This window comes from Kitasatospora sp. NPDC002543 (assembly GCF_053594915.1).
Genome location: NZ_JBSFWR010000031.1, coordinates 40,804 through 62,515 on the forward strand (window position 1 = coordinate 40,804; position 21,712 = coordinate 62,515).

At 71.9% G+C, this 21,712-nt stretch carries 20 protein-coding genes and 1 pseudogene; 15 read left to right on the plus strand and 6 right to left on the minus strand.

Annotated features, from left to right (window positions below; genetic code table 11):
• The first annotated feature begins 143 nt into the window (after positions 1-143).
• The 10 genes from ACWD4P_RS15810 to ACWD4P_RS15855 all read left to right on the plus strand — a co-directional run bounded on the left by ACWD4P_RS15810 (position 144) and on the right by ACWD4P_RS15855 (position 12,131).
• Positions 144-557 (plus strand): YegP family protein, encoded by a 414-nt coding sequence (locus ACWD4P_RS15810; RefSeq protein WP_359827210.1) that lies wholly within the window; start codon positions 144-146, stop codon positions 555-557.
• Positions 547-951, plus strand: a complete 405-nt coding sequence (locus tag ACWD4P_RS15815) for a hypothetical protein (RefSeq protein WP_359827207.1) — start codon at positions 547-549, stop codon at positions 949-951. Before ACWD4P_RS15810 ends, ACWD4P_RS15815 begins: the two co-directional genes overlap by 11 nt.
• 390 nt (positions 952-1,341) lie before the next feature.
• A complete protein-coding gene (locus ACWD4P_RS15820; protein ID WP_359827205.1) occupies positions 1,342-2,379 on the plus strand; it encodes a PstS family phosphate ABC transporter substrate-binding protein in 1,038 nt (345 codons plus the stop codon).
• 145 nt (positions 2,380-2,524) lie between these two features.
• Complete coding sequence (locus tag ACWD4P_RS15825; protein ID WP_359827202.1) at positions 2,525-3,118, plus strand: hypothetical protein; 594 nt, start codon at positions 2,525-2,527, stop codon at positions 3,116-3,118.
• Positions 3,119-3,513: 395 nt separating this feature from the next.
• Positions 3,514-5,997, plus strand: coding sequence for a hypothetical protein (locus ACWD4P_RS15830; RefSeq protein WP_449779979.1), 2,484 nt, complete (start codon positions 3,514-3,516; stop codon positions 5,995-5,997).
• A 115-nt stretch (positions 5,998-6,112) separates the two neighbouring features.
• Entirely contained in the window at positions 6,113-7,144 is a 1,032-nt protein-coding gene (gene pstC, locus ACWD4P_RS15835) for a phosphate ABC transporter permease subunit PstC (RefSeq protein ID WP_359831234.1), read from the plus strand.
• Positions 7,145-7,208: 64 nt separating this feature from the next.
• Entirely contained in the window at positions 7,209-8,450 is a 1,242-nt protein-coding gene (gene pstA / locus ACWD4P_RS15840) for a phosphate ABC transporter permease PstA (RefSeq protein ID WP_359831236.1), read from the plus strand.
• Positions 8,451-8,485: 35 nt separating this feature from the next.
• Entirely contained in the window at positions 8,486-10,306 is a 1,821-nt protein-coding gene (locus ACWD4P_RS15845) for a phosphate ABC transporter substrate-binding protein PstS (protein WP_449779980.1), read from the plus strand.
• Positions 10,303-11,208: a sortase gene (locus ACWD4P_RS15850; RefSeq protein ID WP_449779981.1), complete on the plus strand. Its 906-nt coding sequence runs from the start codon at positions 10,303-10,305 to the stop codon at positions 11,206-11,208. Before ACWD4P_RS15845 ends, ACWD4P_RS15850 begins: the two co-directional genes overlap by 4 nt.
• A 23-nt stretch (positions 11,209-11,231) precedes the next feature.
• A complete protein-coding gene (locus ACWD4P_RS15855) occupies positions 11,232-12,131 on the plus strand; it encodes a phosphate ABC transporter ATP-binding protein (RefSeq protein ID WP_359831359.1) in 900 nt (299 codons plus the stop codon).
• A gap of 37 nt (positions 12,132-12,168) precedes the next feature.
• On the opposite strand, the gene ACWD4P_RS15860 is transcribed toward ACWD4P_RS15855, so the two are convergent.
• On the minus strand, positions 12,169-13,011 hold the full coding sequence (locus ACWD4P_RS15860) for an HAD family hydrolase (RefSeq protein ID WP_449779982.1): 843 nt from the start codon (positions 13,009-13,011) through the stop codon (positions 12,169-12,171).
• A 204-nt stretch (positions 13,012-13,215) separates the two neighbouring features.
• Between ACWD4P_RS15860 and ACWD4P_RS15865 the strand changes: the two genes are divergently transcribed.
• Together ACWD4P_RS15865 and ACWD4P_RS15870 are read left to right on the plus strand one after the other, a co-directional pair.
• A complete protein-coding gene (locus ACWD4P_RS15865; RefSeq protein WP_359831355.1) occupies positions 13,216-13,404 on the plus strand; it encodes a hypothetical protein in 189 nt (62 codons plus the stop codon).
• Between the two features lie 247 nt (positions 13,405-13,651).
• Positions 13,652-14,353 (plus strand): DUF4232 domain-containing protein, encoded by a 702-nt coding sequence (locus ACWD4P_RS15870; protein WP_449779983.1) that lies wholly within the window; start codon positions 13,652-13,654, stop codon positions 14,351-14,353.
• Positions 14,354-14,498: 145 nt separating this feature from the next.
• Here the strand turns inward: ACWD4P_RS15870 and ACWD4P_RS15875 are convergent, their stop codons facing one another.
• From ACWD4P_RS15875 to ACWD4P_RS15885, 3 genes are all read right to left on the minus strand, one after another.
• Positions 14,499-15,185 carry a hypothetical protein gene (locus ACWD4P_RS15875; RefSeq protein ID WP_449779984.1) on the minus strand — a complete coding sequence of 229 codons (687 nt, stop codon included), beginning with the start codon at positions 15,183-15,185 and terminating at the stop codon, positions 14,499-14,501.
• 94 nt (positions 15,186-15,279) lie between these two features.
• The gene (locus ACWD4P_RS15880; protein WP_449779985.1) at positions 15,280-16,107 is read right to left on the minus strand and encodes a hypothetical protein; all 828 of its coding nucleotides are present in this window, start codon (positions 16,105-16,107) and stop codon (positions 15,280-15,282) included.
• Positions 16,104-16,619: an RNA polymerase sigma factor gene (locus ACWD4P_RS15885; RefSeq protein WP_359826065.1), complete on the minus strand. Its 516-nt coding sequence runs from the start codon at positions 16,617-16,619 to the stop codon at positions 16,104-16,106. Before ACWD4P_RS15885 ends, ACWD4P_RS15880 begins: the two co-directional genes overlap by 4 nt.
• Before the next feature lie 115 nt (positions 16,620-16,734).
• On the opposite strand from ACWD4P_RS15885, the gene ACWD4P_RS15890 reads away from it, so the two are divergent.
• The 3 genes and pseudogenes from ACWD4P_RS15890 (at position 16,735) to ACWD4P_RS15900 (ending at position 20,430) form a co-directional block, all read left to right on the plus strand.
• Positions 16,735-17,646, plus strand: coding sequence for a serine/threonine-protein kinase (locus ACWD4P_RS15890; protein ID WP_359826062.1), 912 nt, complete (start codon positions 16,735-16,737; stop codon positions 17,644-17,646).
• 84 nt (positions 17,647-17,730) lie between these two features.
• Positions 17,731-17,967, plus strand: a pseudogene (locus tag ACWD4P_RS15895) (LLM class flavin-dependent oxidoreductase); the annotation flags it as partial.
• 294 nt (positions 17,968-18,261) lie between these two features.
• Complete coding sequence (locus ACWD4P_RS15900) at positions 18,262-20,430, plus strand: ATP-dependent nuclease (protein ID WP_449779986.1); 2,169 nt, start codon at positions 18,262-18,264, stop codon at positions 20,428-20,430.
• A gap of 183 nt (positions 20,431-20,613) precedes the next feature.
• On the opposite strand, the gene ACWD4P_RS15905 is transcribed toward ACWD4P_RS15900, so the two are convergent.
• Both ACWD4P_RS15905 and ACWD4P_RS15910 read right to left on the minus strand, forming a co-directional pair.
• Positions 20,614-21,078: a hypothetical protein gene (locus ACWD4P_RS15905; protein WP_449779987.1), complete on the minus strand. Its 465-nt coding sequence runs from the start codon at positions 21,076-21,078 to the stop codon at positions 20,614-20,616.
• Entirely contained in the window at positions 21,075-21,617 is a 543-nt protein-coding gene (locus ACWD4P_RS15910) for a MarR family transcriptional regulator (protein ID WP_359826055.1), read from the minus strand. The genes ACWD4P_RS15905 and ACWD4P_RS15910 overlap by 4 nt, the downstream gene beginning before the upstream one ends.
• Between the last annotated feature and the right edge of the window lie 95 nt (positions 21,618-21,712).

The following is a 21,712-nucleotide window of genomic DNA, read 5'->3' on the forward strand; positions in this document are numbered from 1 at the left end:
GACGGATGAAAGTTAAACGAGAGAGAACTTCCGGGCCAACAGCGCAAGTTGTGAACGTTCTGGGCTTTCGGCGCCTCCGTGTGCACACATAGCTTTGCTCCCGCTCGGAGGGGAATCCGGAGGGCAACCGGACGGAGGGGGCAGTGAACGCTGCCGGCCGCGGCTACACCGCAGCAGGGGCAAGTCGAGGGGGTTTCCGCGCCGAACGGGCGGCGGACGGGCGCTACCGCTGGCAACTGAAGGCGCCCAACGGACGGGTGGTCGCGATCACCCCGGCCGCGTTCGAGACGGTGGGCGAGGCCGAGCGGGGCTTCGACGGACTGCGCGCCACGGCGGGCGACCTCACCGCGCGGATCACCCACGTACGGGAGGGCATCGGCTGGATCTGGGTCGTCCCGAGTTCACGGGCCTTCCCCGAGGTGCGCTCCAGCCGCGCGTACGAGCGGTACGCGACCTGCCAGAACGCCTTCCGGCGGTTCGTGGTGCTGCTCGCCAAGCAGCCGCCCCGCGAACTCCCGGAGCCCGCGGTGCCGTTGAGACGCACCGATGGCCGCTGAACGGCGCGGTCCGCGGCTGCTGACCGTGCCGGCGGCCGACCGCTGCCTCGGCTGGGTGCTGCGGGCCGCCAACGGGCGGCCGCTCGGGGTCGGCGTGCGGAGCTACCGGAGCGAGGAGGAACTCGCCGAGGCTGTACGGGTGTTGCTGATCGAACGGGCCGCGCTGCGGTGTTCGGTCGGGCAGTCCGAGGGGCGTCAGTGGGTCTGGGCCGCCTACCTGCCGGTGCGCAGCACCCGGCCGGGCACGGCCGACGCCGTTCCGGTCGCCCGCAGTGCGCGGGGGTACCTGCGGCGGGACCAGTGCCAGGCGGGGATCGAGGGGTTCCTGGCCGGACTGCAGTGGGTGGGGCAGGAGTTGCGGCGGTCCGGGCGGGACGGCCGCCGGCCCCTCTGACCGTCCGGAACCATGACGGTCCGTCGTTCGACGGACCGTCATGTCGGCGTTCCCGGAGGGGGTGGCTCCGCTCCGGTCCCGGTCCGTGCAGTTCCGGTGAAGGACAGGTTTCCGGCAACACCCCGAGCAGCCTCCTGGAGAAGAACGTCGACCGGCTTCGGAGACCGGGCAGTGCCCCTGTCACGTGCACGCTGACCAGTGGCTAAACCTCGCTGAACCGATGAGTCGACATTCCCCGGCGGGACTCCACCTCTCTTCCGGCGGAACCTCCCCGGCGGACAGGATCGGCACTGCCGGCGAGGCCGCAGCGGACGCGGCCACACGGCCCCGAACTCCCCAACGGAGTGCGGGTTCACGCGATGTACGTCTCTCCCCCGGAGGAAGAGGAACATGCGTAAGACCGCTGCCAAGCTGCTCACCGTCGCCGCCCTGGCGACCTCCCTCGCGACCGTCGCGGGCGGCACCGCCGTCGCCGACCCGGCCGCCGGCGTGACCCCCCGCGCCATCGACTTCGCGGGCACCGGTTCGGACACCACCCAGGCCGTGCTGAACCAGCTCGCCGCCGACTACAACGCGTCGCTGACCGACCCGAACGCCCCCCGCGTCTACAGCTGGGACGCGACCCCGACCGGCACCACCATCACCCCGAAGGCCGGCGCCGCCACGATCGCCCGCCCGAACGGCTCCGGTGCCGGCATCAAGGCGCTGACCACCTACACCAACACCACGGTGGACTTCGCCCGCTCCTCGCGCGGCCCGCAGTCCTCCGACCCGACGACCGACGACTTCGTGAGCTTCGCCAAGGACGCCGTCGCCTGGGCCGCCCCGGCCACCGGCAACGCCCCGGCGAACCTGAGCACCGCGAACCTGAAGGACATCTACACCTGCGCGGTCACCACCTGGAACCAGATCGACCCGGCGCTGCCGAACGCCACCATCAAGCCCTTCCTGCCGCAGTCCGACTCGGGCACCCGCTCGTTCTTCCTGACCACCATCGGTGGCGGCGTCGCGGTCACCCCCGGTGCCTGCGTCACCAGCGGCACCCAGGAGAACCAGGGCAGCGACACGGCCCTGGCCGACGTCAACGCGCTGGTCCCCTACTCCGTGGCCCACTACATCGGCCAGGTCTACTACGGCAAGGGCACCGGAGCCGACGTCCAGGGCCCGCTGACCATCCGCAACGTCGACGGCGTCACCGGCGGCCCGGTGGACACCACCCTCAAGCAGATCAGCGGCAACTTCGCGGCCACCCCGTACGCCCGCGTGGTCTACAACGTCTTCCGCGACTCCGAGTGGACCTCGAACGCCACCCTGCGCGCCATCTTCGGCAAGGGCGGCTGGATCTGCACCAACGGCGCCAGCGACATCAAGAGCTTCGGCTTCCTGCCGCTGTCCTCCTTCGCCTGCGGCTCCGTCACCCACTCCTGAGCCACCCCGCACCACACCGGCGGCCGCGGGGCCTCGCCCCGCGGCCGCCGGGCCACTCTCCTGGATCGCCTGCGGCCGCAGCCCCCGCTCCTGAGCCCTCCCGCACCACCAGCACCTCACCTCTCCCTCTCCCAAGGAGTCCAGCATGTCCCGCATCAGCGCCCGCCTGGCCGCGACCGGTGCCGCCGTCGTCCTCTCCCTGACCGCGGTGAGCGGTGCCGCCGTCGCCGACACGGCCACCACGCCGGCCGCCGGCCAGGCCGTGATCACCACGGACGTCGACTTCCTGACGAACGCCGCGCTCAACGGCATCGTGGTCATCCCGCTCCAGCCCGCGAACCCGGCGTACGACCAGACCGCGGGCCTCACCGTGACGCTCCCGGTGACCGGCGGCGCTGCGAACATCCCCTCCTTCTACGGCGACGTGCAGTTCGGCGGCGGCCTGCTCTTCCTGAACCTGAAGACCGGCAAGAGCGTGACCTTCAAGCAGCTCGACTTCTCGGTCGACAACGGCTACTTCACCGCGGTGCCGAACGGCTCGACCACCCCCGTCCCGCTGCTCGACCCGTCCGGCGACAACGTGATCACCCGCAGCGGCCTCACCCAGAACCTGACCTCCTCCAGCTTCGAGGTGGACGCGGCGGGCGCGCAGTACCTGGACACCAAGCTGGGCACCGGCTACTTCACCGCCGGCCAGAAGATCGGCAAGCTCGCGCTGTCCTACACCCCGGCGCACTGAGCCACCCGGTACCGCCCGCGCGGTACCGGACCGCAGGTCGGCGGGCCCGCGCCTCGGCGTGGGCCCGCCCGTTTGCGGAGTTCCCAACTCCGGTACGGAGTCGTCGCGTTGTGGTCTCGTACATCTGGCCGACCGGATCCCGCCATGTCCGGCTGGCCGAATAGTACGCACGGAATCGTCCGTCCCCAGCGCGATCGACGCCCTCGCGCCGCCTCCCTCGGCGGCCCGCATCTCCCGGAGGCCTCGCCATGAGAAACCCCGTACCCGAACCGAGAGGCCAAGGGGGGTGGCGCCGTCGACTACCGGCCCTGGCACTCGTCAAGGCCGTGGTGGCGGCGCTCGCCGTGATTCCGATCGGGTTGGGCGCGGCGCCGCAGGCGCATGCCGACTCGGCGGTGACGGTTCCGGGCCCGAAGGTCTGGATTCCGGCCACCAAGAAGTACGGCCAGCCGGGAAGCGTGACCGTCTCCCAGACGGCCAACCTGACCAACCAGGTGCTCCAGGTCTCCTGGAGCGGCTTCACCCCGACCGTCTTCCTGGGCTCCAACGCCCCGGCCCCGACGGCGCAGCCGCTGTCGACCCACATCCTCTACGCGGTGCGGATCTACCAGTGCCGCGGCACCGACCCGGCGGTGACGGACTGTTACGGCAGCACCCTCTACGGCGGCGACGCGACGAAGGGCTTCGAGCAGCCGCCCCGGCCGACGCGCACGGAGACCCCGGAGTGGCCCACCAACCAGGTGATCGCCGCGACCGGCCCGGACGGCTCGGGCACCGCCTCGATCGAGGTGTGGAGCTCCAAGGAGAGCTCCACGCTGGGCTGTGACGCGACCCACCCCTGCTCCCTGGTGGTCGAGCCGAACTACGGCGGCGACCCGCTGGACCTCTACCAGGTCCTCGACGGCAAGGCCGACTGCGAGTTCCACGACCTGGACACCGACCCGGACGGCTACACCGCCGCCGACGGGATCATGACCCCCGGCAACCAGAACTGGAAGACGGGCAACCGGACCAGCGAGCAGTGCGCCTGGCAGCACCGGACCGTGGTCCCGCTCTCCTTCGCCCCCACGCCGGACTCCTGCGCGGCGAGCAGCCAGGCCTTCGGCGCCGCCGGTCTGGAGATGGCCAACCGGGCCATGCAGCAGTGGCGGGCCGGCCTGTGCCTGGGCGAATCGCCGATGACCGTGGGCTACGTCCCGGCCGGCGGCGAGCCGCAGGCCCGCGCGGCGTTCCTGGCCGGCAGCGGCACCACCGAGGTCGCGCTGACGGCGCGGCCCGACCGGTCGCCGCCCACCCGTCCGTACGTCTACGCCCCGCTCGCCACGACCGGCATCTCGGTCACGTACCTGATCGACGACCCGAAGACCGGCCGGCAGATCCGGGACATGAAGCTGAACGCCCGGCTGGTGGCCAAACTGCTCACCCAGTCCTACGCCTCACCGGGAACGAGCATCCCCTCCGTGGCCGGCAACCCGACCTGCCTCTTCACCGACCCCGAGTTCAAGCAGCTGAACCCGGAGACGGCGGCCAACGGGATCCACTGGCCGACGAGCTGCGGCGGCACCCTGACGATCTACCCGGGCGTCCCCGGCGGCACCACCGACTTCACCTACCAGCTGACCTCGTGGTTCGCCGCCGATCCGGACGCGAGCCGCTTCCTCGACGGTGAGCCGGACCCGTGGGGCATGCGCGTCGACACCTTCTACCTGAAGCCGCGGTTCGCCGGCTACCCGGCGGAGGCGTTCCAGACCCAGGACTTCTCCGGGCCCGCCCAGGGCAGCGCGGGCGTCGACTTCCAGCACTGGAAGCAGTACGAGTGGAACCCCTCGCTCGACGGTCTCGGGCGGGTGGCGCGCAACCTGATGCAGTACCAGCCCAACTGCCAGCAGCCGAACACCGAGTCCGACGGCAGCCACAAGGCCTGCCCCGCGCAGATCCCCGGCCAGCGCGCGCTGCTCGCCATCATGGACACCGCGCAGGCCAAGGCCTTCTCGCTGCCCGAGGCCGCGCTGGGCAACCCGGCCGGCTCCTTCGTGGCGCCGGGCACGGCCGGCTTCCAGGCCGCCGTCGCCGACATGCCGACCGACGCCGCCACCGGGGTCCAGCAGCTGCCCTACGGCACGCCGGACACCGCGTTCTCCCGCGACCAGCGGGCGTACCCGCTGACCGCCGTGCAGTACGCGATGGTGCCGACCGGCGGCGTGTCCGCCGAGAAGGCCGCCTCGATCGCGCAGTTCCTCAAGTCGGTGACCACCGACGGCCAGACCTACGGCCTCGCGCCGGGCCAGCTGACCCAGGGCTACCTCGCCCTGACCGGCGCCCAGCGCCAGCAGGCCCAGGAGGCCGTGCAGCACGTCGCCGCGCAGGACGGCAAGCTGCCCGGCAACCAGACCGCCCCGCCGCCCGGCGGTGAGCCCGGCACCCCGGAGAACGGGAACGGTTCCTCCGGATCCGGCGGCACCGGCGAGGGCGTCACCCCGGTGAGCGGCTCCGGCACCGGCGGCACCACCGCGGACGGCAACTCCGGCGGCACCGGCTTCGGCTCCTCCGACGGCCTGTCCGGCGGCGGCCTGTCCGGCACCGGCTCCACCGGGACCGGCACGGCCGGCGGCGCCGCGGCGCCCGGCGCCCCGGCGGCCGGCGGCGCCAAGCCCGGCGCGAGCGCCGCGCCCTCCGGCAACGCGATCGCCGCGGCCCCCGTCGGCACCCCGGTGCCCGACCGTTCCGGCGCCGCCCGGCTGCTGCTGCCCGTCGCGCTGATCGCCGGCCTGGTGCTGCTGGTCGGTGGACCGGCCGCGCTGTTCCTCGGCGGCACCCCGGCCGGGGCGAAGGTGCTGGCCGGCGCCCGCACCCAGTGGTCGCGACTGCGCCGCAAGTAGGAACCCGCGCTCGGCGGGGCCGCCGTTCCGGCCCCGCCGAGCGCGTTCCCTCCCGCCGAGGCAGCGCCCCGGTCCCTCACCGAGCACGCCCGTTCCCGAGCACGGAGAGCACACCATGACATCCGCCGCCGAGCCCGCGGCACCGTACGCCGGGGCACCACGCGAACCCGGCCACGGGCCCGACCAGGACGTGCCGCGCACCATCACCGCCCCCGCGACCCCGGGCGACCGGGTCTTCCGCGGCGTGCTGCGGCTGGCCGGCCTCTCGGTCTTCGCGATCATGGGACTGATCGCCTTCTTCCTGATCCTGCGCGGCACCGACGCGCTGCGCGCCGTCGGCTGGTCCTTCCTGACCGAGCAGAAGTGGCAGACCGCCGCCCACAACTTCGGCATCGGCGCCGTCCTGCCCAACGGCCTGCTGATCGCGCTGATCGCGCTGGTCATCGCCGTCCCGGTGGCGCTCGGCACCGCGATCTTCATCTCCGAGTACGCCCCGGTGCGGCTGCGGGCCGCCCTGGTCTCGCTGGTCGACCTGATGGCGGCGATCCCCAGCATCGTCTACGGCCTGTGGGGCCTGTTCTTCCTCCAGCCGCGGATCCTCGGCTTCGTCCGCTGGCTGGCCAACCACCTGGGGGACTACGTCCCGTTCCTCAAGGTGCGCACCGGCGACATCGGCACCTCGTACACCTCGTCGACCTTCATCGCGGGGGTGGTGGTCTCACTGATGATCATTCCGATCATCACCTCGCTCAGCCGGGAGGTCTTCTCCCAGGCCCCGCAGGGCGAGCGGGAGGGCGCGTACGCGCTCGGCTCGACCCGCTGGGGAATGGTCCGCTCGGTCGTCCTGCCGTTCGGCAAGGGCGGTGTGATCGGCGCGGTGATGCTGGGCTTCGGCCGGGCGATGGGCGAGACCATCGCCGTGGCGCTGATCATCTCGCCGAACTTCAAGGCCATCACCCACATCCTGGAGAACGGCGCCAACTCGATCTCGGCGCTGATCGCGCTGCGCTTCGGCGAGTCGGACGCGCTGTCGCTCTCCGCGCTGATGGCCGCGGGTCTGGTGCTGTTCGCGCTCACCCTGCTGGTCAACGTGCTGGCCGGGTTCGTCATCAACCGCTCGCGCTCCGGCGCGGCGACGGCGGACTGAGCATGACGAACCGTCAGATCGCCCGTGGGGCACGCCGCCACCCGAACCGTGAAGGGACCATCCGATGACCACGCTCGACCTGCCGCCGGTCGCGGCGTCCGGGCCCGTCGACGAAGCGGCGCCCGCCGGGCCCGCCGCGACCGGGGCCCCGCGGCCGGAGAAGAAGCTCCGGATCGGCGGCGTCACCCGCGACGACGTCCTCACCGTGGCGGGCGCGGCCGTCGGCTCGCTCGCGCTGGACTGGGTGCTGTACGAGCGGGTGCTGCCGTTCAGCGGCGCCTTCGGCTTCCTGATCTGCTGGTACCTGCTCTTCCTGGCCGGCTACTACCTGGTCGGCCGGCTCCAGTGGCACCCGATGATGGTGCGGGACCGGCTGATCGCCGTGACGGCCTGGAGCTCCGGGCTGCTGGTGGTCGGGCTGATCGCCGAACAGATCGGCTACGTCGCCACCCGCGGCTGGGAGGCCGCCCAGCACCTCAACTTCTTCACCCAGTCGATGGACCACACCGGCCCGCTCGACGGGCTGGACTCGGGCGGCGCGCTGAACGCCGTCGTCGGCTCGCTGGAACAGCTCGGCCTGGCCACGCTGTTCGCCGTCCCGCTGGGCATCGCGGCGGCCGTCTTCATGTCCGAGGTCGGCGGCCGGATGGCCCGCCCGGTGCGCACCCTGGTCGAGGCGATGACGGCCCTGCCGTCCATCGTGGCGGGGCTGTTCATCCTCGGCGTCGTGATCCTCACCTTCGGCTTCGAGAAGAGCGGCTTCGCGGCCTCCCTCGCACTCACCGTGATGATGATGCCGATCGTCACCCGGGCCGCCGAGGTGGTGATCCGGCTGGTGCCGGGCACCCTGCGGGAGGCCTCGTACGCGCTCGGCGGCAGCCAGTGGCGCACGGTGTGGAACGTGGTGCTGCCGACCGCCCGGCCCGGCCTGGTGACGGCGGTCGTGCTCGGCATGGCGCGCGGTGTCGGCGAGACCTCGCCGGTGCTGCTGACCTCCGGCTTCACCTCGCAGTTCAACGGCAACCCGTTCTTCGAGCACCAGGTGTCGCTGCCGCTGTACATCTGGAACTACGTCAAGCAGCCCTACGACGGGATGATCGCGCGCGGTTTCGCCGCGGGCCTGACCCTGATGGCCGTGGTGCTGATCCTCTTCGTCACCGCGCGCGTCCTGGGCGGCCGCCGGCCCGGCCAGCTGACCAGGGCCCAGAAGCGCATGATCAGCCGGGAGGCCCGCCGCCAGGAGGCGGCCGCCCTCGGGGGCATCGCCCGCCCGTACGCCCTCCACTCCGAGGCGAAGCATCGATGACAAGGCCAACCACCCTCCGTACCAGAGGAGTTCACATGTCCAGGGGCCTCAGTCGCTCCGTGGCCCGGCTGCTGGCGGGGACGATGTCCCTGATGCTCGCGGCGGCCTCCCCCCTGCTGGGGCAGACCCCGGCGTTCGCGGCCTCCGTCTCGCTGAGCGCGGACGGCTCCAGCTGGGCCGGCCCCGCCATCGACCAGTGGCGGCAGGACGTGTCCCCGCAGGGCATCCAGATCAACTTCAACCCGGTCGGCTCGGCCGCCGGCCGCACCCAGTGGTCGGTCGGGCAGGACGACTTCACCGCCTCGGACGTGCCGTTCCGCTCCGCCCAGGACACCGGCGTGGGCCAGGGCGGCAAGGCGAACGGCGCCGGAAGCGCGGAGAACCCGGTCTGGGGCTTCTCCTACGTGCCGATCACGGCGGGCGGCACCACCTTCATGTACAACCTGGTGGTCGGCGGCAAGCAGGTCCGCGACCTGCGGCTGTCCCCGCAGACCATCGTGGACATCTTCACCAACAAGATCACCAACTGGAACGACCCGAAGATCACCGCCGACTACGGCAGGGCGCTGCCCAGCCTGCCGATCACCCCGGTGGTCCGCTCCGACGGCTCCGGCGCCACCGCGCAGTTCACCCGCTGGATGGAGCACACCCACAAGGACCAGTGGGACGCCTACTGCGCCTCCGTCAACGGTGTGAGCTGCGGCGACTACACCGAGTTCTTCCCGCCCTCCGGCCGGATGACGGCGCAGAACGGCTCCGACGTCGTCGCCGGCTACATCAAGTCCCCGACCAACGTCGGCACCATCGGCTACGACGAGTACGCCTTCGCCAAGCGCAGCAACTGGCCGGTCGTGAAGGTGCTCAACCAGGCCGGCTACTACTCGCTGCCGACCGCCTCCAACGTCGCCGTCGCGCTCACCGCCGCCAAGATCCGCGGCGTGGACGACGGCACCCCGGCGAACGACCCGAACTACCTGCAGCAGAACCTCGACGGCGTCTACACCATGGACGACCCGCGCGCCTACCCGATCTCCAGCTACAGCTACCTGATCGTGCCGCGGGCCGGTGCGGCCAGCCCGCCGCCGCCGCGCTTCAACAACGACAAGGGCTCCGCGCTCAGCCGCTTCCTCTCCTACGTGCTGTGCGAGGGCCAGGGCAAGGCGGACGACCTCGGCTACTCGCCGATCCCGCGCGGCCTGGTCAAGGGCGGGCTGCTGCAGACCAGGAACATCCCCGGCAACGCCAGCCCGGTCGACCCGAACACCCTCTCCAACTGCGCCAACCCGACCTTCAACTCGGCGGGCGAGCTGACCGTCCTCAAGAACGCCCCGATGCCCAGCCCCTGTGACAAGGCGGGCACCCCGATCGACTGCACCGTGCAGAACGGCCAGCCGGTCAAGACCGGTTCGGGCTCGGGCGGCTCCGGCGGCGCGGCCGGCGGTTCCGGCGGTGCCGCGGGCGGTTCCGGCGGCGCGGCCGGCGGGTCCGGCGGCACCGGCGGCACCGGGAACGGCGGCGCGGGCGGCACCGGTGCGGGCGCGGGCACGGGCGACGGCGCCGGTGACCCGAACGCCGCCGGCGGCGGTGCGGCCGGCGGCGACCCGAACGCGCCCGGCGCCGGCGACGGCGGCACCGAGGACGTGGTCGACCCGCAGACCGGCCAGGTGGTCGCCCGCGGCCGCGGCGGCGGCGCCGCCACCGAGGTGGCGGCCAACGTGGTCGAGGTCAGCGGCAAGCCCGAGGACTGGATGCTGTCCTCGCTCACCGCACTGGAACTGCTCGCCGTGGTGCTCGTCCCGCCGCTCCTCGGCCGCCGGCTGCTGCGCCGCCGCAACGGTTCGGGCGGCACCTCGTGACGGCCCCGGTGCTGGAGAAGCCGGTGGCGCCGGGCGCCCCGGCCGCCGAGGCCCCCGCCCCGCCGGCCCCGGCCCGGCCCGCCGTCTCCCCCGGGCGGCGGCGGTTCCTCCAGGGCGCCTGGGCGGTCAGCCTGGCGGCCGCGCTGGTGCTCGGCTTCGTCGGGTACCTGTTCACGCTCTCGAACATCCAGCAGAAGCACTACCAGTCCACCGGGTACAAGACCTTCCGCGACCAGCTGGCCCGGGCGGTCGCCCCGACCGGCGCGGCCGCGGACGGCGCCCCGGTGGCGCTGCTGGACATCCCGGCGATCGGCCTGCACCAGGCCGTGGTGGTCGAGGGCACCACCGGCCGGGACCTGATGCGCGGCCCCGGCCACCGCCGGGACACCGCGCTGCCCGGCCAGCGCGGGGTGGCCGTGGTCTTCGGCCGCGGCGCCACCTTCGGCGCGCCGTTCGCCGGGCTGTCCAAGCTGCGGGTCGGCGACAAGATCGAAGCCACCACCGGCCAGGGCAAGTTCACCTACACCGTCAACGCGTACGGCGACGGCGACCACCCGGTCGTCGACCAGGCCCGCAACCGCCTGGTGCTGGTCACCGGCGACTCCGACTGGATCCCCGGCTCCACCGTGCTGGTCGGCGCCCGACTGGACGGCGACCCGGAGCAGAACCCCGGCGGCCGGCCCGCGACCGTCCCGTACGACAAGGCGCTGGCCGCGGACAAGGGCGCGCTGGCCACGCTCCAGCTGTGGTCGCTCGGCCTGCTCGGCGCGGTGGCCGGCGCCGTGGTGCTGGCCCGGTACTGGCGGCGCTCGGCCGCGTACCTGAGCCTCGCGCCGGTCGTCGGCGCGCTGCTCTGGGCGGTCTACGAGAACGCCGCCGCCCTGCTGCCCAACCTCTACTGACGCGCGCCCGGAGGGCCGTTCCGATGACCGACGCACCACTGACCGACACCCAGGCGCCCGACCCGGTCGCCGACACCATCACCCTCCCCCCGGTCGCCGCCGCCCCGTACGCCGACCAGCAGTACGCGGACGGCCTGCCCGGCGAACCGCTCGCCGGGCTGGAGACGCGGGACGTCTCCGCCTGGTTCGGCAGCCGCAAGGTGCTGGAGCGGGTCTCGCTGGCGATGCCGGCCGGCGAGGTCACCGCGCTGATCGGACCGTCCGGCTGCGGCAAGTCCACCTACCTGCGGATCCTCAACCGGATGCACGAGATGGTGCGCGGCGCCGCCCTCGCCGGCGAGGTGCTGCTGGACGGGGACGACGTCTACCGCCCCGGCCGCCGGCCCGCCGAGGTGCGGCGCCGGATCGGCATGGTGTTCCAGCGGCCCAACCCGTTCCCGGCGATGTCCATCCAGGACAACGTCTCCAGCGGGCTCAAGCTGGCCGGGATCAAGGTGTCCAAGGACGAGCGCCAGCACCTGGTGGAGACCAGCCTGCGCCGGGCCGGGCTCTGGGACGAGGTGTCCACCCGGCTGCACACCCCGGGCGGGGCGCTCTCCGGCGGCCAGCAGCAACGCCTGTGCATCGCACGGTCGTTGGCCGTCTCGCCGGACATCCTGCTGATGGACGAGCCGTGCTCCGCGCTCGACCCGACCTCCACCCGGAGGGTCGAGGAGACCATCGCCGAGCTGCGCGGGCGGCTCACCATCGTGATCGTCACCCACAACATGCAGCAGGCCCAGCGCGTCTCGCAGACCTGCGCGTTCTTCCTCGCCACCCACGACACCCCGGGGCGGATCGTCGAGGCCGGGCCGACCGAGCACATCTTCGGCAACCCGGCCGACCAGCGGACCTCGGACTACGTCAACGGCCGCTTCGGCTGAGCCCGTTCGGCCGCCCGGCTGGGGCGGCGGCCACGGACTACACGCCGAGGAGCCGCTCCAGCACCGCCGCCACACCGTCCTGCTCGTTGCTCACGGTGTGCAGCGGCACCGCCGCCAGCACCTGCGGGTGCGCGTTGGCGACGGCGTACGCGGTGCCGGCCCAGGCCAGCATCTCCAGGTCGTTCGGCATGTCGCCGAAGGCCACCACCTCGCTCCGGTCGATCCCGCGCCCGGCGCACCAGCGGGCCAGCGTGCTGGCCTTGGTGACGCCGGGCGCACTGATCTCCAGCAGCGGGATCGACGCGGAGCGGGTGATCTCGGCCAGGTGCCCGGCCGCGGCCCTGGCCTCGGCGAGGAACTTGTCCGGGTCGAGGTCCGGGTGCTTGGCCAGCAGCTTGAACAGGCCCCGGACCGGACCACCGGCCCCCAGCAGCTCCTCCGCCCGGCCGACCTCGTGCTCCAGCTCGTCGCCCCACATCGGCACCGCGTACCCGGCCTCGCGGGCCCAGCCGCCCGGGTACTCGAAGGCGAACGCGGTGCCCGGCAGCGCGGTCCGCAGCGCCTCGACCACCGCCAGGGTCGTCTCCACCGGCAGCGGGAAGGTCTCCAGCAGCTCGCCGCGCCGCACGTCCACCACCGCGCCGCCGTTCGAGCAGATCGCCACCCCGTGACCGCCGATGTGCGGGCTCACCTGCCGCATCCAGCGGGGCGGGCGCCCGGTCACGAACACCACCTGCACCCCGGCCGCCTCGGCCGCCGCCAGCGCCGCGGCGGTGCGGTCGGTGACGGTGCCACCGGAGCAGAGCAGGGTGCCGTCCAGATCGGTGGCGACGAGGCGGGGTGCGGTACGGGGTTCGGTCACCGGTCCATCTTCGCCCATCGGCGCGGAAGGGTCACCGGGCCCGGTCCCGCGGCGACCGGGCCAGGCCTGCGGCCACCGGGCCCGGCCTGCGGCCCACCGGCCGCCCTCACCGTGATCAAGCCCTTCATGCGCCGTTTCCGGCCGATCCGCCCGTACCCGGGGTGCCCGGCCGGTCACGGCGGGCAGGAACCGCGCACGGCCACCCCGTCGGCAGGAAGAGCCATGCCCACACGCCAGCTCCGTGACCAGCCGCCCCCGACCGCCCGCCCCGACGCCCGCGAGCCGCAGGCGTCCGACGCCTCGCGCGACCCGGTCCTGCTCGGCGACGTCCTCTTCCACACCCTCGCCGAGCTCGCCCGCCGCACCTGCGCCCCGTCCCTCCCCACCCAGCGCACCCGCCCGCACCCGTAACCCCCCGGGCGCGGGCGTCCCGTGGCCGGCCCGGCCCGGCCCGCGGCGCCGGGCCGGGGCACGCGGCTGAGCACCGTGTTCACCAGGCCTCCACCGCGGGCACGCCCTACCGCCTCACCGCTGTGGCATGGCTGTGACAGGCGGGGCATGGAGCTGTGGATCTCCGCGGGATACAACTGGTGTGGAAGGCCGAAGAACACGAGCGACATGCATTCGGCAGGGAGACCTGCCCATGGGGGAGACACACATGCGCACCGCAGCACGCCTGATCGCCACCGCCGCCGTTGCCCTGACCGCGGGCCTCGCGCTGACCGCCTGCGACGGGCCCAACACCGACTCGTCCCCGGCGGCGGCCTCCACGCCCTCGACGGCGGGCTCCGCGCAGGCCCCGGCCGTGTCCGGAGCGCCGGCCACGAAGGGGGCGGGCACCGGCACGACCCCGGGCGGGGCGGCGCCGACGACGGGCGGCGGGGCCGCCGCCTCCGCCACCCCCGCGGGCTCCAAGCCCTGCGCCGGCGCCGACGTGAAGCTCACCGTGACCGGCCCCGCGGGCCACGCCTCCGAGCAGCAGCCCGCCACGGCGACCATCCGCGCGGTCAACACCTCCGGGCACAGCTGCACCCTCACCGGCTACCCGGGCGTGCAGCTCGCCGACGACCAGGGCAAGTCCTCCCCGATCGACGCCGTGCGCCACGACAGCGGCCCGATCACCCCGGTGACGCTGGCCCCGGGCGCCCAGGCCACCGCGGACCTGCTGTACAGCGACCTGAACGGCCAGGGCTCCGCCTCCGCCCGCTACGTGTGCGCGGTGGCCGGCTCCAAGGTCTCGATCATCCTGCCGAACACCACCCAGCAGGTGCAGGTGCCCGTGACCGGCGGCGTCGACAAGGGCGTCCTCAGCGTCTGCGGCGACCTCAACGTCGACGCCTTCACGAGCGGCCGGAGCTGACCGGGGCACCGGGCGCGCCGGTCCCCGTTCCGCGGGCGGCCGTTCACCGTGGTCGTGGTCGTGGTCGTGGGCGTCCTGGGCGTGGGGGCCCCTTCGACGTCCGGGGCCCGCTCCGCCCGCCGGCGCGGGCGGAGCGGGCCGCCGTTCAGGAGTGGAGCCGGTTCAGCGCCGCGGTGACGACGCCCTCGACACGGCCCGGGGCGTCGGCGGACCGGCCGGTGAGCTCGACGACGGCGACCCCGGTGCCGCTGCGCAGCACCGCGACCCAGCCGCTGACGACGCCGTCCCCGTTGTAGGCCGTGTACCAGCGGGCGGTGCCACCGGTGACGGTCAGGGTGTGGGCCGCGCCGTAGTACCAGTGGCCGGCGGGCTCGTCCTGGCAGTCCTCGACGAGCGCGACGAGCTGCTTCTCCCAGGCGTCGGCCGCGGTCCCGGTGGGAGCGCTCGCGGCCGACTCGGCCAGCCGGCCGGCGGTGTCGAAGGTCCAGGACACGGACGCGTACCCGGTGGCCGCGCCCTTGGTCAGGCCGCGCATGGTCTCCTCGCCGGAGCACGCGGACAGCCCCTGGCCTCCGGTCAGGTCGACGGTCGCGCCCACCGGGTTCAGGCCCTGCCGGGCGTAGTCCTCGCTCTGGACCAGGCGGGCGGAGCCGAGTCCGGGCGCGGCGGGCGCGACCGCGGCCGGGCGGGCGGACCCGTGCGCGGTCCCGTCGGCGGTGGCCGACTGGGTGCCGACGACGCCAGCCGTGATCAGTGCGGCGGCGAGGCAGGCCGCGGCGGCGACCCGGTTGCGGTGAACGGACTTCTGCTGGACGGTCTGGTTCTCGGTCATCCGGTCCCCCTGTTGGTCGGGACGCCTGCTGCGTCCTCGTACGACCGGGGAGATGCCGCCGGGGAAGGGAAAGTTGGAGCCCCGACCGGCTGTTTCACAGCTGTGACAGAGCGGTCCTGACGACGCGGTCCATCGTGGCCGTCCCCAGGCAGGCGTCGACCTCCAGCACCGCGTAGTGGTTGCCGCTGCGCAGCACGGCGATGCCGCCGCAGGGCTCCGTGCCCTCGGGCGCCCTGCCGGTGGTGTTGAGGTCCCCCCGGTAGGTGCCCATCCAGCTCGCGGTGACGTCCGGGGCGAGCCGCACCGTCGTGGTCGGCCCGTAGACCCAGTGCCCCGGCACCGCTTCCTGGCAGGGCACCTCCTCCAGCAGCAGGCGGTCGGCGAAGTTCTGCGCCAGGGAAGGGCTCGGGGTCTCGGCGGCGATCTCGCGGGCGACCTGGTTGCCGCTGCCGAGGGCCACCGTGGGGTCGTCCGGGGAGGTGCGGGTGGTGGTCATCAGTCCGCGGAAGTGGGCACCGCGCCCGCCCAGGGTCTGGGCGAGGGTCTTCTCGCCGGAGCAGGCGGCGTTGGCGTAGGCCCCGTCGCCGAACCGGTCGGTGACGTGGATCCGCCCGGTGTCGACGTCCGGGCCGAACGCCTCGGGCCCCAGCAGGTTGGCGCTCGTCACCGGCCCGGTCGCGCCGGCCGGAGCGGTCGCGGGAGTCGCGCCGGCCGCAGCGGTCGGAGAGGTGGAGCCGGAGGCCGAGGACCCGGGCGTCGCGGCACCCGGCCGCGCCGCCGGGTGCGTGGCGGGGCCGGGGGGCGGCAGGACGAACCGGCCGGTCACCAGCCCCAGCGCGGCCGCGGCCACCAGGGCGGCGACGGCGGAACGGCGCCGGACGACGGCGCGGCCGTCGCCGCCCGCCGCGGGACCGTCGTTCACGGGCCGGTGACCAGACGCTCGCGCATGAAGCGGCGGGCCTGGTGGATGCGGTCCTTGACCGTGCCCAGCGGAACGTCCAGCTCCTCGGCCACCTGGACGTAGGTCAGGTCGCACAGGTCGCGCAGGACGAAGGCCTCCACCAGGGCGGGGTGCCGCCGTTCGAGCGCGGCCAGCGCCTCCATCAGGTCGAGCCGGGTCCCGGCGATGACGCTGGTGGTGCGCGGGTCGACGGACTCGGGGAGGTCGGCGTGGCTGTCCTCGGCGCGCCGGCGCAGCGAACGGTAGGTGGACCGGGCGGCGTTCGAGGCGATCACCGTCACCCAGCCCAGGAAGGAACCGTGGCCGCCGTACTCGCCCAGGTGCGTGCTGACGGACAGGAGCGCGTCCTGCGCGGCCTCCTCCGCGTCGGCGTGGTGGGGCAGGAAGCGCGAGCAGCGGCGCAGCACCACCGGCCGCAGTTTGGCCAGCAGGTACTCCTTCGACCCCGGATCCCCCGCCTGAGCGGCCGTCACGAGCCTTTCCAGCTCGCCTTCCTCGAACACCCGGATCCCCCGTTCGTCCCGCCCGGCACCCCGCCCGTCGAACGGGAGTTCCGCACTCCCCCCGACTCCGGCAGAATGCTGCCACATGCGCAAGCTCGGCCGTTACCTCCTGCTGGAGCGGCTCGGAGCCGGCTCCTTCGCGACGGTCTGGAAGGCCTACGATCCGGAGCTCGACACCGAGGTCGCGGTGAAGGTGCTGGCCGAGAACTGGGCCGCCAACGCGGACGTGCGCGAGCGGTTCCTGACGGAGGCGAGGCTGCTGCGCCGGATCGCCAGTCCGCGGGTGGTCCGGGTGCACGACGTCGGGGTGCAGGAGGACCGGCCCTACTTCGTCATGGACTACGTGCGCGGCGGCACCCTGGCGGACCGGGTCGGGCAGTGCGACCCGCAGGAGGCGCTGCGGCTGGCCGCGGAGGCGGGCTACGCGGTCCAGGTCCTGCACGAGGCGGGCGTGGTGCACCGCGACGTCAAACCGTCCAACCTGCTGCTCGCCGCCGAGCCCGCGCCCGCCGCGGTGCTGGTGGCGGACCTGGGCAGCGCCAAGCGGCTGGCCGACGCCTCCGGGCTCACGGTGACCACGGGCACGCCCGCCTACATGGCACCCGAACAGGCCTTCCAGACCGGCGGGTTCGACGGGAGGGCCGACGTGTACGCGCTGGCCGTCGTGGCCTACGAACTGCTGACCGGGCAGAAGCCGTTCGGCCCGGGCGGACGCGCCACGGCCCTGCTGACCGGCGGACAGGCCGCCTCGACGCTGCCGGCGCTCCCCGCGGGAGTGGAGCTCCCGCCGAACCTCGCCGTGCTGCTGCGGACCGCGATGTCCGTCGATCCGGCGGACCGGCCGCCGACCGCCCGGGCCTTCGCGGACGCGCTGCTGGCCCCGGCCCCGCGGCTCCGGCCCCCGGAAGGCCCCTGGTGGCTGTCCCCGCGCGCGGTCCTGCTGGCGGCGGGCGCGGTGTTCACGGCGACGACCCTGCTGAGCTGGCTGTGGCGGTGAACCCGCGCCGCCGACGGCCACGGCCCCTCGCCGCGCTCACCGACCACGCGCCGATCCCCGAAGCATGCGCGTAGGGTCGGCGGTATGCGACTGAGCACCGTGATCCTCCCCGTCCACCGGTGGAGCGAGGGGCAGAAGATCTGGCGGCGGGCCGAGGAGCTCGGCTTCCACGCCGCGTACACCTACGACCACCTGAGCTGGCGCTCGTTCCAGGACGAGCCGTGGTTCGGCTCGCTGCCGACCCTGACGGCGGCGGCCTGCGCCACCGAGCGGCTCCGCCTGGGCACGCTGGTGTCCTCAGCCGAGCCTCGTTCACCCATCGCGGGCTGATCTGGCACTCCATCGAGTACGTCGCACAGCCGTGAGCACGGGCATGAGGCCTGGAAGCCGCAGGGTCGCCGTTGGGATGCTGGCACGAAGCCGGCGGACCTTGCAGAGAGCGTGAAGGAGACCGCCCGTCACGCTCGGGGGTACAACCCTCCCGGTCACATGGTCCGTGACAGATCACCGCCGTGCCGTGTTGCTGGTGATGTCTTCGGACTTGCTATAACCCGGCAGTGATGACCATGTGGGCCACTACGATGTTTGCTCGGGCTTGATCACCTCTGGAGCAGCATGCGCCTCGAACACATCATGATCGACAACTTCCGTGGCCTGAGCCGCGTGGACATGCCGTTTTCCCGATTTGGTTGCCTCATCGGCGAGAACAACGCGGGGAAGTCCTCGGTGTTCCAAGCGCTCAACATGTTCCTGCGTTCGGGGTCTGCGGTTGATACCGACTTCTTGAACCCGGCGAAGCCCATTCGCATCCAGCTCACCTTTGCTGACATCCGCACGGCAGACCTGCAACGCCTCGAAGAGGGCCATCGTTCACGCATCGAACCCGTGGTTGAGGACGGGCGTCTGACTTTGGCTCGGACGTACAACGGGCCGGGCAAGAGCCAGATGCGAGTGGTTCAGAAGGTGCCGAGCGACCAGCGCTTCCACAAAATCGCCTTGGAGGAGGTGCTCAAGCCCAAGATCTCCACGGAGGAGCTTGCGGCGAACGTTCAGCACACCTATCCCGAGATCTTCGACAAGCTGTCCGGCAAGATCAACCGTGCGGCCGTGAGGCGAGAATGGGCCGAATGTGTCGCCGCGCTCAGGGAGGACGAGTACAGCACAGGCGATGACCCACTGATGACAGGCCTGGACAAGTCAGTGGCTCCCCTACTGCCGGAGCCGATCTACATCCCCGCTGTGAAAGAACTCAACGACGATCTCAAGACCAGCTCGACGGCAACGTTCGGACGCCTTCTGTCCATCCTGTTCGATGACATCGAGCACCAACTGCCGCAGCTGGAGGAATCCTTCGATCTGCTTCGCAGGCAGCTGAACGTCGTGCCGGAGAAGGACGGAAGCGAGTCGGACCGTCGGTTGGAGGAGGTCCGTGAGATCGAATCGCTGATCCAGCGCAACCTGCAGGAGTCCTTTCCGCGCGCGAGCGTTCGCCTGGAGATCCCCCCGCCGCGCCTGCGCAGCCTGCTTGAGGAGGCGCAGATCGCGGTCGACGACGGCATCAGCGGCCCGTTCAAGACCAAGGGGGACGGCCTGCGTCGGTCAGTGGCGTTTGCCATCCTGCGCGCCTATGTGGACATGAAGACCGCGAAGCCGACTCAGCCTGGTGGTGCCCGGCAGCCCTGCCTGCTGCTGTTCGAGGAACCCGAGGTGTTTCTGCATCCGCAGGCGCAGCGCAAGCTCTTCGAAGCCCTGACAGTGTTCTCCGACTACAACGACGTTCTGGTCAGCACACATTCGCCGGCCTTCTGTGCGCCCGGGGCAACGGGTACGTTCGTGAAGGTGGTCAAGGACCACACGCTGGATCCGCCGGCCAGCCGGACCTGCGTGATCGATCTGTCAGACATGGGTGCTCGCGACCAGTTCGAAATCATCACGCACGAGAACAACGAGGCGGCGTTCTTCGCCAGCTCCGTGCTCCTCGTGGAGGGCCCGAGCGACCGCACCGTCATCTCTCACCTCGCGCGTACCCTCGACCCGCAATGGGACTTCGACAAGCACGGCGCTGCGATCGCCAAGGTTGAAGGCAAGGGCAGCATCGAGCGGTACCGCGGCTTCTTCCAGCGCTTCGAGATGAGGGTCGCGGTTGTCGCGGACCTAGACGCAGTGCTTGACGGGTTCGACAAGCTGGGGGCGAGCGACGACTGCCATAGGCTGCGTGACCAGGTCGTCACCAAGGTCAATGAACTTGTGAAGGGCGAGGACGCCAAGGTGTCCGCCAGCACTCTCAAGAGTCTCAAGAGCGGTAGCGCACGTGCTCTCTGGGAACATGCGCAGCTCAAGAGTGAGGAGCACGCCCAGGGGCTGTGTGGCTTCGATGAACTCGACGCGGCGGTGAAGGCGTTCTTCGCCCGTTCCACTTCCGGCGCCGCACGGCGGATCCTCGAAGAAGCCAGGGACCCGGAGCTGAAGAAGATAAAGCTGGAGCTACTGAAGAACCTTCGCAGCGAAGGTATCTATGTCTGGGAGCGCGGGGCGATCGAGGCGTACTATCCCGAGCTCCAGACCAATGAGTCGAACAACAAGAACGACCGGGCCCGCACGTTCTGTGAGCGTCACACCACTGCCGATGCCATTCGCGGTCTGCCTGCTTTCAAGGAATCGGCTGTTTGCGAGTTCGACCTCGTCTTTGAGGCGTTCTTTGGTACATCGCTGCTGCAGTCTGCAGCGGTTGACGTTCCCGGGCAGGCCACGACAGAAGTATCGGAACCTGCTCCCGCCGTCTGACTTTTTACCCGAAGGGCTGTCTGTGCGTCGGACCGCTGCTGCCTCTGAGCTCAAGTAGTAGCGGTCCGACCTTGCCATTGGACTTCTGCCGGTAGGCGTGGGAGTCAGCCCGCCGAACCGCTTGACCCTGCTCCGTATCGAGGAAACCGCTGCGCGGGCCAAGGGGGGCGCGACGCCGTGCCATCAGAAAGGGCTCATCTCATCCAGGACCCGCTCTGCGAGCGCAATGATCGCCTTGACCTTCGGGGCGTCACTGGCCACGTCCTGGGCTTCGATCTCGGGCGCGTCCAGGTCCGCGTACTCCGCCTGGTTCCGGCGTCGGCGCATGCGGTCGAACGGCCGGAGAGCCGCCCCGAGGGGTGGATCGAGCTGGGCGCTGACGGCTTCCAGAACTGCGATGTGGCCTCCTCGGCTGGTCGGCCGTAGCCCCTGGTTCTCCAGAACCGCGACCAGCGCCTTGCGCGCTGCGTCGTACAGCAGCTGGTAGGCGCCGATCGCATCGAAAGAAACGACCGCCTGGGCTGCCTTGAGATGATTCGATGCCTGGGCGAGGAGATTGTCGGCCTGCCCCCGGCTTGCGGGCACTCGCTCCAGTTCCTTGCGCGCCAGCATGCCCTCAACCGCCGCGCGGCCCTGCTGCCACTTCATGTCTTATTCTTCCCTTCGAAAATTTCGAGTCGAACCGTCGGCCGGCTTCGGAGGCCGGTGAGGAACGGGTCCGTGCCTGGTCCGCGCCAGCGGGCCGGCGAGACCCGGTGGACGTTGACTTCCCGGCCGAGCATGCGCTCGGCCCTGCGCGCCGCCTCGAACAACTCGTCCTCGTCGGGGCTTCCCACCACGAGAACATCGACATCGTTGGGTACCCCGCCGCGTTCTCCTGAGTAACGGGCTGCCCAGGAACCGTAGATGTGGGCTTCCTCCACCCCGGCCAGTGGCAGCAACAGATCACCGAGCACTGCGATGGGGCCGTAGGTGAGGGCGAACAGCTCGGTCAGCGGGCCGGCCAGACGCCCGTCGACGTTGGCCCGGAGGAGGCGTAGGTTCCCGTGCCGCCGCTCGGCGATCAGCTCCGCTTCGACCAGTCGGTCCGCCTCACGACTGGCGGTCGCACTCGATACGCCGAAGCGCGACGCGATCTCGGTGAGTGAGGTCTCATCCTGCGGATGCAGATACAGCCAGGCCAGCAACTCTCCTTGAAAGGGGGTACGTAGGAGCGGCAGCAGCGCCGGCGGGGGAGCTTGCATAAGTTGAAGAATAGCTTGCGGCTAATGCAAATACTTGC